The sequence below is a fragment of the Halobacillus sp. ABH2_015 genome (assembly GCF_056158945.1).
The window spans coordinates 1014832-1027422 of record NZ_JBSWUG010000002.1 but is presented as its reverse complement, the minus strand read 5'-3'; the positions used below and the strand labels follow the sequence as shown (position 1 = coordinate 1027422).

Annotated in this window: 15 protein-coding genes; 5 read left to right on the top strand and 10 right to left on the bottom strand. The window is 49.3% G+C overall.

Annotated features, from left to right (window positions below; translation table 11 throughout):
* Positions 1–120: 120 nt before the first annotated feature.
* The 8 genes from ACXAD6_RS05280 to ACXAD6_RS05245 all read right to left on the bottom strand — a co-directional run bounded on the left by ACXAD6_RS05280 (position 121) and on the right by ACXAD6_RS05245 (position 7400).
* Positions 121–747, bottom strand: coding sequence for an FMN-dependent NADH-azoreductase (locus ACXAD6_RS05280; RefSeq protein WP_474967950.1), 627 nt, complete (start codon positions 745–747; stop codon positions 121–123).
* A 184-nt stretch (positions 748–931) separates the two neighbouring features.
* Positions 932–1075: a hypothetical protein gene (locus ACXAD6_RS05275; protein ID WP_474967949.1), complete on the bottom strand. Its 144-nt coding sequence runs from the start codon at positions 1073–1075 to the stop codon at positions 932–934.
* A gap of 63 nt (positions 1076–1138) precedes the next feature.
* Positions 1139–2587: an aldehyde dehydrogenase family protein gene (locus ACXAD6_RS05270; protein ID WP_474967948.1), complete on the bottom strand. Its 1449-nt coding sequence runs from the start codon at positions 2585–2587 to the stop codon at positions 1139–1141.
* 8 nt (positions 2588–2595) lie between these two features.
* Positions 2596–3342: an SDR family NAD(P)-dependent oxidoreductase gene (locus ACXAD6_RS05265; protein WP_474967947.1), complete on the bottom strand. Its 747-nt coding sequence runs from the start codon at positions 3340–3342 to the stop codon at positions 2596–2598.
* Positions 3343–3357: 15 nt separating this feature from the next.
* Complete coding sequence (locus tag ACXAD6_RS05260; protein ID WP_474967946.1) at positions 3358–4416, bottom strand: tartrate dehydrogenase; 1059 nt, start codon at positions 4414–4416, stop codon at positions 3358–3360.
* Positions 4413–5642, bottom strand: coding sequence for a M20 family metallopeptidase (locus tag ACXAD6_RS05255; protein WP_474967945.1), 1230 nt, complete (start codon positions 5640–5642; stop codon positions 4413–4415). The genes ACXAD6_RS05260 and ACXAD6_RS05255 overlap by 4 nt, the downstream gene beginning before the upstream one ends.
* A gap of 13 nt (positions 5643–5655) precedes the next feature.
* The gene (panF, locus tag ACXAD6_RS05250; protein WP_474967944.1) at positions 5656–7122 is read right to left on the bottom strand and encodes a sodium/pantothenate symporter; all 1467 of its coding nucleotides are present in this window, start codon (positions 7120–7122) and stop codon (positions 5656–5658) included.
* Complete coding sequence (locus tag ACXAD6_RS05245; protein ID WP_474967943.1) at positions 7119–7400, bottom strand: YhdT family protein; 282 nt, start codon at positions 7398–7400, stop codon at positions 7119–7121. Before ACXAD6_RS05245 ends, panF begins: the two co-directional genes overlap by 4 nt.
* 200 nt (positions 7401–7600) lie before the next feature.
* Here ACXAD6_RS05245 and ACXAD6_RS05240 point away from each other — a divergent pair, with 200 nt between their 5' ends.
* From ACXAD6_RS05240 to ACXAD6_RS05220, 5 genes are all read left to right on the top strand, one after another.
* Positions 7601–8767, top strand: a complete 1167-nt coding sequence (locus ACXAD6_RS05240; protein ID WP_474967942.1) for a PucR family transcriptional regulator — start codon at positions 7601–7603, stop codon at positions 8765–8767.
* A 143-nt stretch (positions 8768–8910) separates the two neighbouring features.
* On the top strand, positions 8911–9369 hold the full coding sequence (locus ACXAD6_RS05235) for a LytTR family DNA-binding domain-containing protein (RefSeq protein ID WP_474967941.1): 459 nt from the start codon (positions 8911–8913) through the stop codon (positions 9367–9369).
* A complete protein-coding gene (locus ACXAD6_RS05230) occupies positions 9366–9782 on the top strand; it encodes a DUF3021 domain-containing protein (protein WP_474967940.1) in 417 nt (138 codons plus the stop codon). Before ACXAD6_RS05235 ends, ACXAD6_RS05230 begins: the two co-directional genes overlap by 4 nt.
* 72 nt (positions 9783–9854) lie before the next feature.
* Entirely contained in the window at positions 9855–10160 is a 306-nt protein-coding gene (locus ACXAD6_RS05225) for a hypothetical protein (protein ID WP_474967939.1), read from the top strand.
* A 36-nt stretch (positions 10161–10196) separates the two neighbouring features.
* Positions 10197–10319, top strand: a complete 123-nt coding sequence (locus ACXAD6_RS05220) for a hypothetical protein (RefSeq protein WP_474970475.1) — start codon at positions 10197–10199, stop codon at positions 10317–10319.
* Positions 10320–10355: 36 nt separating this feature from the next.
* Here the strand turns inward: ACXAD6_RS05220 and ACXAD6_RS05215 are convergent, their stop codons facing one another.
* On the bottom strand, positions 10356–10781 hold the full coding sequence (locus tag ACXAD6_RS05215; RefSeq protein ID WP_474967938.1) for a DUF1801 domain-containing protein: 426 nt from the start codon (positions 10779–10781) through the stop codon (positions 10356–10358).
* Positions 10782–11061: 280 nt separating this feature from the next.
* A complete protein-coding gene (locus tag ACXAD6_RS05210; RefSeq protein WP_474967937.1) occupies positions 11062–12525 on the bottom strand; it encodes a methyl-accepting chemotaxis protein in 1464 nt (487 codons plus the stop codon).
* Between the last annotated feature and the right edge of the window lie 66 nt (positions 12526–12591).

The window sequence follows — 12591 nt, the reverse complement described above, 5'->3', positions numbered from 1 at the left end:
GCTTCGTGACATGATTTAAAGATATAACATGTATTTTTTTCCCATTTCACCCATAATCAAAACAATATTCTGTCATTTTTTCACAAAAAAAGACCCGCCTGTCAAGCGGATCTTGAAGGTTTAGAACGTTTCTGCGGCATCCTTGGCTTTCGCTTCAGCTGTCGACTTTATTTCCCCGGCTTTGTCAGGCATAGCCGCATGCCCTTCAACGAACAACCCTTCAATCGAGGGAATACCGAAAAACTGCATGACAGTCTTGAGGTACCGATGCCCCATTTCCATTCCTGCAGCCGGGCCTTCAGAATAAATACCACCACACGCCTGGATATGGAAGGCTTTCTTATCCGTCAGCAGACCAACAGGACCTTCCTCTGTGTATTGGAAAGCTTTCCCTGCCACTGCTACGGAATCAATATAAGCTTTCATAACCGGTGGAAAAAAGAAATTCCACATCGGTGTTACAAAGACATATTTATCAGCGCTCGTAAACTGATCACTTAATTCCTTCAAGCGGGACACTTTTCTCTCCTCATCCGGGGTGAGTTCACCTCCGGACTGCAGCTTCCCCCAGCCACTGAAAATATCCGCATCGATGTGAGGGATGGACTCCTTGTACAAATCAATCGGCGTAACCGTATCTTCTGGGTTTGCGGTTTTATACTGCTCGATAAATGCCTTGCCGACACTCATGCTGTAAGAAGCAGTTTCATCATGAGGGTGGGCGGTTATATACAGCACTTCAGCCATGGTTCATCGTTCCTTTCCATTCTCTGATGCTCATTAGTGTGCAGCAAAGAAGGAAACTTACTACAACCGAGAAGCAATAAATTATGGAAAGAAGAGCGGAATGATCACTCCAAGGCATAAAAAAACAGCCTGTAGGAAAACAGAAGCTTTCTACAGGCTGGGGCCAACTTTATGAAGTTTCTTCTTACAACGATTCGTCCTCATGATTCACATATGGATTACCGGAGAGATGACGGCTGACGTCCTTTGGAATCACAACTTCCTCCGGCTGCTCATACTTTTCCTTTGATTGAACACTTCCATCGTAATGATAAGGTGTATCCTTCATGCGGCACGCCTCCTCTGCATTTCTGTTAGCATGCGTGCTTGAAGAGCGGGCTATACAGAGCCCTTACATTTTCAAGGCGATGTTTTTCAGTTGTGTATAGTTTCTTAAAGCTTCCAGCCCCTTCTCTCTGCCAAAACCACTCTTGCCGTAACCGCCAAAAGGCATCTGTATCCCACCGCCGGCACCGTAATTATTAATGAAAATCTGCCCAGCCTTCACTTTTTCCGCCAGCTTATGGGCACGGGATACATCCTTCGTCCAAATACCCGTGACAAGTCCATACTCGGTGCTGTTGGCAAGATCAGCCGCTTCCTCATCCGTTTCAAAGGTGAACACAGAGAGGACCGGGCCGAACACTTCCTCTTGGGCTATCTCACTTTCAGGCCGCAGACCGTCGATAATCGTCGGCTTGAAATAAAAGCCTCCAGGTGCCTCTGAGACGTGCGCACGTGTACCACCAAGCAGAAACGTCCCCCCATCTGCCTCCACCTTCTTCATAAAATCCTCAATCCGCCGGCACTGCTGCTCGGATAAAATCGGACCGATATCCGGGTCGCTTTCTCCAGGTCCCAAGCTCAAATGGTTCATTCGATGGATCACCTTCTCTACGAACGAAGCTCTGCAGTCCGCATGAACGAGCAGGCGGGAACCTGCGGAGCATGTCTGGCCGGCATTTTGAATGATCGATTTGACCACCCATTCGACCGCTTCGTCCAGCGGGGCATCCGGAAATACGATGTTCGGAGATTTCCCTCCAAGCTCAAGGGTCACAGGGACGATATTTTCTGCGGCAGCTTTCATCACCTTCGTCCCGGTCGGCACCGATCCTGTGAAAGTGACGTGGTTGATATCATTATGAGAAGCAAGGGACGCCCCTGCGGTGTGTCCTTCTCCAAGGACGATATTCACGACTCCTTCAGGAAAGCCTGCCTGCTGGAGAATCATCCCAAGCTCTACAGCAGTCAGAGGCGTCTGTTCCGCCGGCTTCATGACGACCGTATTGCCTGCAGCTAAAGCGGCTGCGCAGCTTCTCGAGGCCACTTGAAGCGGATAGTTCCAAGGAATGATGTGAGCCGTGACGCCCACAGGCTCACGAAGGGTGTAGTCAAGCACCCCCGGTTCAATCGGAATCGTTTCCCCGTGGATTTTGTCGGCGGCTCCCCCATAAAACTCAAAATAACGGGCCGCTGCCTCCACATCCGCCCTTCCCTGTGAAATCGGCTTTCCCGTATCAATCGTCTCTAGACGGGCGAGCGACTCTTTATTCTCCCTGATTACTTCTGCCACTCTCATAAGCATCTGTCCACGTTCATAGGGCTTGACCAACGGCCAGTCTCCTGCACTAAAAGCATTTCTTGCTGCCGATACGGCCAGATCAATATCCTCTTTGCTGCTTGCGGGAGCATCGGCGATCACTTCTCCAGTCGAAGGATTATGTATATCCATCCGTGCACCGGCAGAAGGTTCTGACCAGACACCATTGATTAAGTTCTTAAGTATGCGCACATTCATTTCCCCCTTTATAATCCGCGGCCGCCATCAATGGAAAAAACACCGCCGGTCGTCATACGTGCTTCATCAGAAACGAGGTATACGACGGCATGGGCAATATCATCAGGGTCGATCAGCTTCCCGAGTGGGACAGACTGCTGAAACACCTCCCTCTTTGTATCATCCATATTCTCTCCGGGCTGGACAAATTCCCCGAGCATGCCGGTATCAGACGGACCGGGGTGAATGACGTTGACCCGGATGCTGTGAGGAGCAAGCTCAATAGCAAGCGCTTTCGAAAAAGCCGTCACAGCTCCTTTGGAAGCAATGTAGGCACTGAGGCCGGGTCTCACCCGTTCAACGGCAATGGAGGCAACATTCACAATAACTCCGCCCTGCTGTTTTTTCAGATAAGGAACAGCGGCCCGGCACATGAGAAAGGCCGCTTTGGCATTGACATTCATAATGGCATCCCAGAATTCCGTCGTGACTTCCTCAAGAGGAGCTGCAGCCTGGGCCATCCCGGCAGCGTTGACGATGCCATCGATCCGCTCAGAATATGCAGCTGCCGAATCCACCACACGCTTCACGTCTTCTTCCTTCGTCAAATCCGCCTCAACAAACTGAAAGGCCCTATCCTTCAAATCTTCCATGTCCCGACAGCGGAGGTCCACAGCGGTTACAGACGCCCCTTCGTCCATCAATCTGGAAATGACCGCCTTTCCCATTCCTCCGGAAGCACCGGTTACAATGAAATGTCTATCTTTGACTCTCACCTCAACATTCCTCCTTTAGGTTTGGGCATGAATGGCACGAATGATGGCATCCCCCATATCTGCCGTACTTGATTTTCCACCAAGGTCGGGTGTACGTATGTCCTGTTCCGCAAGAACAGACTCCATCCCATTCATTACCATATCGCTTAAATCAGGCCGTCCGTTATGTTCCAGCATTAATGCCGCCGACCAGATCTGGGCAACTGGGTTGGCCATGCCTTTTCCTGATATATCCGGGGCTGACCCGTGGATGGGTTCAAACATGGATGGGAAACGGCCTTCCGGATTCAAGTTTGCTGAAGGTGATAAGCCGAGGCCGCCCACAAGTCCTGCCCCGAGATCTGTTAATATATCCCCGAATAGATTGGATGCAATAACGACTTCAAAAGATTCCGGACGGTTAATAAAGTAGGCCGCCAGCGCATCAATATAAACAGAGGAGAGCTGAATATCCGGGTACTGCTGTCCAACTTTGCGGACGACATCGTCCCACAGCTTCATCGTATGAATGATGGCATTGGATTTCGTGGCGCTTGTAACGGTCTTCTTTCCATGCTTTCTCGCGTAGGCAAAACCATAGTCGCTCAGTCTCCGAATCCCGGCCTTCGTCATGACCGTCGTCTGTACCGCCATCTCCTGATCCGTCCGATCATACATACGGCCGCCCATGTGGGAGTATTCTCCTTCCGCATTCTCGCGGAAGACGACGAAATCAATCGGGTCTCTCGTGTACAGCGGAGAAGCAACCCCTTTCAATTGTTTCACCGGCCGTACGTTGACGTACTGCTGAAACTGCTTACGGATCGGCATGATCAAATCCCAGATGGTCACTTCATCTGGTACCCGGGCGTCTCCGATGGCTCCAAATAAGATCGCATCGAAATGCTGTAAATAATCAAGGGCCCCTTCAGGCATCATCCGACCGGTTTCCATATAGTAGGCACTGCTCCATGGCAGCTCTTCCATTTCCAGTTGAAACCCCGAATCCAGAGAAGACAGGGTATTCAACACTTTAAGCGCTTCATTCATCACTTCCGGACCTATGCCGTCCCCCGCCATGACTGCAAGCTTCATGACTCTTTCGGCTCCTCAAGAAATTCAAGCGCCGTCTGACGGTACAACTGGGTCGTTTCAACAAGGTCACAGATGTCAATGTATTCATCCACTTGGTGTGGAACTTCCCGGTCTCCTCCACCCGTGGTCAAAATCGGGATGCCGGCAAGGTGTAGAAACGTTCCGTCGGTGGCCCCGGGCACGCCGTTGTACACCGGCTCTTTTCCTGTTACTTTTTTGTAAGCTTCCGCCACTGCGGTCACGACAGGATCCTGCCGGTCGGTCTTCGTCCACGGACGTTCCTCCAGCACTTCCATTTCTGCATGAAACCCGGCATCCCCTTCCATCGTCCGGTCGAGAATCTGCTGAATATCCTGCTTTAACGCCTCATGATCCTGTCCTGGAATCGTGCGGATATCCAGCGTTGTTCTGCACTGTTCAGGCACAACATTGATCTGAGGCTCCCCGGATACCGGTGCCTGCAGGATCGTCGGCGTAATGCTCGGCCATCCCAACTGTTCATGTCTGCCGGTTCTCTCCTTTTCTCTCTGCTCAAGCTGGTCCAGAGCGACAATGATTTGTGCCATTCTTGTATTCGGGTTTAAGCCTGAGAGCGGCATCGCTCCATGCGCCTGCCGGCCGTAAGCATCAATCTGGATCCTCATCGCTCCTTTTTGAGCGGTACAAAGCTGGTTTTCCTCCGGTTCACAAATGACAGCGCCATCCACACCGCTCGCCCACCCATTTTCAATAAAATGCTTGATGCCGATCATCATGCCTTCTTCATCACATGGAATACAGAGAATGATTTTTCCAGTCAGCGCTTCTTTGTCCTTAATCAAAGAGTGAACTGCGGTGATGGCGCAGGCCAGGTTGCCTTTTGTGTCATTGGTGCCTCTGCCATACATCCGGCCTTCGACGATTTCAGCCCCGAACGGATCATATGACCAGCGAGCAGGATCCCCTTCTGTAACGACGTCGGTATGACCCTCAAACAACAAGGTTTTCCCCGGCTTTCCGGTATCATAAATTCCGATGACATTCGGACGCCCCGGCGCTGCCTCCTCTACATGGACTTCAAGTCCCATCCGCTCCAGATACGCAGCAGCAAAGTGAGCGGTTTTTTCTTCGTTCCCATCCTTTACCCCCGGACGGTAGACACTTGGTATCCGTACAAGCGCCTGCGTCAAATCGACCACTTCTTTTGTATCGCGCTCCACACGTGCTTTTTCATCAATCAAGATCATTTCATCCACTCCTCTATGCACTCCATAGTTTGGTAATGACTTCATCCTGAACCTTGGCATGATGTTTCATCGTGATGAGACTGACAAGGACATAGGCAGCGAACGACAACAGCACCGGCATAGCAACCGTATGCATTCCAAAAGCATTCGGCATGAATGAATGGAATATAATATAGCTTCCGACCCCGGTAATAATCGAGGCCATCGCTCCGCCTGCATTGCCTTTTTTCCAATACAGGCCCATAATCACCGGCCAGATAAAGGCCGCCTCCAATCCACCGAAGGAGAATAAATTCAACCAGATCAGCAGTTCGGGCGGGTTAACGGCCATGGCAAATACGAGCAGACCGATGACGGTCGTGACACCGATACTGATTTTCTTAATCGTGCGGTCGTCTGCCTCCGGCTTCACATAATTCAAGTACACATCCTTAACGACAGCGGAGCTGACCAGCAGCAGCAGGGAGTCGACCGTTGACATGATCGCGGCCATCGGTGCGGCCAGAACGATTCCGGCAAGCCAGGCCGGCAGCACTTCCATCGCAATTCTCGGCATGACCGTATCTCCAACTTCTATGCCTGGAAGCACGGACCGGGCAAATACCCCCGTCAAGTGCATGCCGAGCATAATGAACCCTACGACAACGGTTCCGATCAACAGGGCCCTGTGCATCCCTTTTGAACTTTTATAAGACATGGCACGGACAGCCACCTGGGGCAGACCGACGACACCAACACCTACTAAAATCCAGAAGGATGATACATAGAGCGGTGTGAGAGACTGATCAGCACCATACGGCGAAATCAGATTCGGATTCTCTGCTGCCAGGTCAGATATAATCGGACCGATTCCGCCTCCTGCAATGATGGTACCTATCAAAATGACCAGCGTCCCGAAGAACATGACAACGCCCTGGACGGTATCGGTAATCGCTACGGCGCGGAAGCCTCCGATAATGACGTAGACAAGGACCGATACCGCAAAAATGAATAAGGCTGCTGTATAGGAAAGCCCCGTCAGCGATTCAATCAGCCGGGCACCGCCCACCCACTGGGCCGCCATAGCTGAAAACAGAAACAGGATAATGCTGATCGCTGACAAAATGACGACCCACTTATTCTGATAGCGTTCCTTCAGGAAATCGATCAGGGTGACAGCTTTGATCTTCCTTGCCATAATAGCGAATTTCTTACCAAGCACCGATAAGACGAAATATCCTGTAGCAAGCTGTGTCATGGACAGAAGCACCCAGCCGAGTCCCATCGTATAGGCAACTCCAGGTCCGCCGATAAAGCTGCTCGCGCTGCCGTATGTAGCAATCATTGTCATCGCAAGGATAAAACCGCCCAGCTGCCGGCTGCCAAGGAAATATTCCTGCAGGAAATTGGATGTCGTCTTCAAATGATTCGAAGCGTAAAAACCGATACAGAAAATAATAACGAGAAAAACTAAAAGAGGTACGACAACAGCCCAGTTCATGATTCATCCTCCTCATCCAGCGGAACTTCCTTATAAAAATATTTCACAGCCAGAATAACGAGAAGAGTGATAACCACAGTGGTTACAACACAGCTGTAAAAGAACCAGTCCGGAAGACCGAAAATGTAATTGTACTCGGATACCGGCTTTGATCCCAGTCCGTACGCTGAGCCGAACCACATGAGAAAGTTGAGGATGACAAGACCAACGCCGATCAGCGCTTCCCTGTCCGCCACCCGGTACCGAGGGTCCTCCTCAAACGGTTTTTTTTGTTTCATATAGATCCTCCTTTATCTATTACCTACAACCTATTTCGCCATATAACCCTTTTCCGATCCATAATTTTCAGATATATTTGAATTGGAAGATTATTATTAATCCTAGCATGGAATAGTAAGGAACACATTAGACATCAGGGCAATTCTCAGCATCAACCCATGTACATGATGTAAAAACATACAGGAGGCTGATTCTTTCTATGTCCACGATGATGTTTACGGTTCACGATATGCTGAAGCGCCCCCAGTTCAAGCATGCGTCCATACTGGCCGGCCGCGGCGGGCTCCAGAAGGCCGTTTCCTGGGCGCACATTCTTGAATTGACGAAAGTGAAACACCTGCTGCATGGCAGCGAATGTGTCATGACGACAGGAATCGGATGGGGAAAGGAATTGCAGCATGCCCGTTCCTTCCTTGAACAGCTTATCGAAAAAAAAGTGACCTGTCTCTGCATAGAACTCGGCGATTACATCACCCATCTTCCATCCCCACTCCTGCAGCTGGCAGACGACCATGACCTTCCCGTTCTCGTGTTTAATCAGGAGGTCCGGTTTATCGATATCTCCAAAGATATCAACCAGCTGATCCTTCAGTCCTCAAGGCTCATGCCCCGCCAGGAAAACTGGGTCAGCCGCTGGCTCGAAGGCTCCATGACTGAAAAAGAGGCGCTGCCCTATCTTAAGAAAACCATGGGAAGCCGCGGGGCCTGGGGCATTCCGTGTCTGTTGACCGGATATGATGACAGCATCCCCTACCAGCGGGACATTTTCCAATCTTTTTTTCAACAAGAAGGCTTTCACCCTCTGACCGTGCAGAATCGTGATGAACTCGTCCTCCTGCTTCTGGATGAACGAAAGGAACAAGTTCCGGAACGTCTGTTCAAGTCCTTGCAGGCAATGAAGGAAAAAGTGCGCAGTATGTATCATACCATCAGCTGCGGGCCTTTGTTTACAAATCTATCAGAAATCACTCCTGCCATGCGCTGTGCACAGGAAGCCGCCCACATCCAGGCCGCTTTTCAGCTTGAGATTCCCTTCTATGAGAAACTCCACCCGTGGCGGCTGATCATAGAGGACGATAAACGAGGCCGCCTTGAATCATTCATTCAAGATACACTGGGGGATGTGCTTGCCTATGACGAGGCGCATGATACCGATCTTCTTGAGACACTCCGTGCCTATCTGGAAAGCTATGGATCAAAGAAGGATACCGCTGAACGTCTTTTCATCGTGCGGCAGACGCTCTACCACAGAATTCAGAAACTCGAAGAAATCCTTGGTTCCCACTTCCTCCGATCCGATCAACGAATCGCCCTGGAAATGGCTCTTCTCGGGTGGCAGTACATACAAAGCCCGGTCCGCTCCTGAGAGCGGACCTTTTTGCATGTCACCTTTTCCTATCCACCCCTCACCTTTCCAAAACAGCGGCTGGACCGTATGATGATTACAGAACTGGGAAACCACGCGTATACTAGAAACAGATCCAAAACGTCAGGAGGGATTGGTGAGCCATGAAAGTGAACATTGATGTCGATGAAAACCATCCGGAAACGAGCATTACGATTCACTGCAGTCACGTTGATGACACCGTGAAGGAGATCCTTGATTTCCTCCACGAAAAAAAGCAGGCGTTTGTTGTCGGGAAAAGCGGGGAAAGCCAGCACATTTTAAAGCCGGAACATATTCAATTTTTCCGGTCTGAGGATGAGGCCGTGTTCGCTTATACCAAAGACGCCTCCTTCAAGGTTAAGGACAAACTCTATGAACTGGAACGCTCCCTCCCTTCCCAGCGGTTTGTAAGGATCTCCAAGTCTGTTCTCGCCAATATCTATGAAATGAGCCGCTTTGAGCCTTCTTTTAACGGCACCCTCTGCGTGTATTTCAAATCAGGAGAAAAGGAATACGCATCCAGGCACTATGTGGGGAGAATCAAGGAGATGCTGAATATGAACAGGAGGGACAGCAGATGAAAACATTTCTTATCAGAAGTGCAGGTGGTATTTTCTTCGGAGCTTTCTTATCCACGATCATCGTTTATACCCTGATCTTTTTTGGTAACACCCCGACGCTCGACAGCGCTGCCTTCGTAAAAAATTCCCTGGCCGCCATGGCTGCCGGATGGTTGTTTGCTGTTAGTCCCCTGTACTTTGAAATCGAGCCGCTCACTCTGCTCCAACAGACGATTCTTCACTTTATCACAGTGACCATCGGCTATTTCCCACTGGCGATTTACGCCGGCTGGCTGTCCTTGAACTTAGGAAGCTTTCTTATATTCACAGCTGTGTTCCTCATCATCTATGCCGGCATCTGGACAGGGTTCTACTTTTATTATCGAAATGAAGCCGAAGATATGAACGAAAGCCTCGACCAGCTTTATGATTAAACAAAACAGTTGCACATAAAAACGCCTTTTGTATAATAGGATTATCCTGAAACGGAAAGGAGGGCTTTCTTGATGAAGAAACAGCCGTTGTTCACACTGTTATGGATGGCGGGCCTGTGTCTCCTGCTTTCCCATCCGGACATGTCCCACATGCCGGTAAAAGCAGATATTCAGGAAAGCCAGACGGTAACGGCGGAAGGCCCTTCGTTTGAAGAGGACCCTGCTGCCAATGACGGGGTCCTTCCCTCCGGAGCTGCCCGGCCGGATCTCAAGATTTACCCGACTTCCGTTATGGTTTCTGCGTGGGATACGAGCAGGTCCACATGGCTGACCACGGTTTTTTATCAATCCAACTACTTATCATCCTTTACTTTTTGAGGCACCAACTTCAAAAAAGTAAAGGGGGAACCAATGATGTTCTGGTTTAGAATGATTATGATCGGCATGTTTTCCTTAACAGCCGTGTCACTCTTAACGGTTCAAGGAACGGAGATGTATCACGCCTTCCTGGAACTGTTCAATAATAAGCACCAATAAAAAAATGCCTCTCCCTTTTCATGGGAGAGGCATTTTTTATTCATCCGGATACGTCTGTTTCAGGAACGTGATCGATTGACGGATCAGCTCTTTCAGCACATCCGTATCGATATCATCCAGTTTATTGACATACACACAGGCTTTTCCTGACTTATGCTTTCCCAACTGTTCAAGCAGTTCAGCTCTTTTTTCATCCCCTGTAGCGAAATATAGACTGTGCCGCGCTTTTCTGGGAGAAAAACCGACGAGCGGCGCATCTCCTTCATGGCCGGTGGGGTACTTATAATGGTAAGACCCGAAACCAATGATGCTTGTCCCCCACATCTTTGCTTCATATCCACTGGTTTCTGTGAAGATATCGAGGAGACGATAGGCATCTTCTTTCCTCTTCTCTGACTCCACCTCTTCAATAAATTCAATGACACTGCGGTCATTCTGCTTTGTTTTCAATTCATATCCCATGGATTTTCACTCCTCTCTTCTGCTTCCTTTATTTCCACGCCCGTTTCCGGAAATCCTCTCTCACCTTTCAGAAAAAACACCGCGTTATTCATGATGGTCCTATGAAAAAGAAGAAATCATAATCCGGCTGCTGCTTTATACGGTTACCCATGACTTTCTGCTGCCCCACCTTCTCTCGACCGGCTTACAAATCAAAAGCAGAGCACGGTAAACTAACCGCTGACCCGTGACGATCGACGAAAAAAACCCGGCATCCATGTGCCGGGTCCGAGCAAACCAGTCAGCTGACATCTTTCAACGCAGGCAGACGTTTTTTGTAACCTGCCAACCGGCTGACATCCATCTCTTCGGTAATGTGCTGAATGTCCAGGATCATACCTGAGAGCTGCTGGACTTCCTGCCCCATGGTTTGGATGGTTTTCAGCTGTCCTTTTGAAACCTCTCTGATATGATCATTCTGAACTTTCCCTTCTTTTATAAAGGATAAGAGATCTTCAAACGAATGGGATAAACCATCCGCGGTTTTGGTCAGGTTTTCACCAAAAACTTGTATTTCCTCTGCTTCACTCTTTACGTGCTGCGACTGATTCAGAATATCTTTGAAGTTCGTCTCCATCTCTTCCAGATGCTTCCTGCTCGCAGCCATGCGATCCATACCTTCACTGGAATGCTGATCAGCCTGATCAACGTAATGCTGGATCGTTTCCACGATTGCAAAGATCTTCCTTGTCGATGCTTCCGACTGTTGAGACAAGCGTTGTACCTCGGCTGCCACTACACTGAAGCCCTTCCCATGTTCGCCGGCCCGCGCAGCTTCAATGGAAGCATTCAAGGCAAGCATCCTTGTATTTTCTGTAATGGATGCGATGTCTTTCGTAACCTGTGAAATATTCTCTGACGATGTGCTTAATAACTGGACGGTCTCATTCGTTTGATGAATGCTTGATTCGGTCTGATGCAATTGACCAACAATCTGCTCCAGCGACTGTTCACCTACTTCGGTAACCCGGGCCGTCTGTCCTGCCTGGTCGAGAACCATATGGAGATTCTGGTTCATATTTTCTACCGCCTTATGCATATGCGAAAGGTCGTCAGCATTCTTCACTGCTTTTTTGACCTGAAGATCGGTGTTTTCATGGCGTCGTTCCATCAAATCTTCCAACTCTTGATACGAATGGGTGGAGCTTTCTGAAGAACGGTTTAACAGCTGAACGGTTTCCTGGAGGGCGGCGCCAACGGTTTGAAGCTGTTCCATTAATCGTTTGGTTTCTTCCTGCTTGTCATCCGACAATGTTTTCAATTCATTGACATGCCGGTTTTTCAACACAATCTGATAGCTTGTCCCTGCGCTTGTCAGCAGGAGGTAAACCCCATGCAGCGCAAACATAAACCACGTATAATCCGATGTTCCATAGAAAAACTCCGTCCCTGTAAACATAGCCCCGAAGTGAAACAAAGCAAAAATGATCGTCATCAATCCAAGCAGCTCCACCCGGTCATAAAAAGCAGCAAGAGCAACAACTAAAAAGATGGAAAAATGGTAGACGACCATACCTTCCCCATTCGTGATCATGCCGATGCTGATAAACGTGAAAAGCAGCGCGTTTATCCACGGCAGCGCCTGATGGGTTTTATTTTTGTAATAGAATACGGAAGATAATATAAACAGCAGCAACGGCACCACCATGTACATATACAAATACGGCGTATAGGCACTGAAATCCGCAGCTGACCAATGGTGCATCCTGTTTCTGTGAATGAGATGAATCAAAAACATCAAAGCCAAGCCTACTGCTGAAAACAACAACAT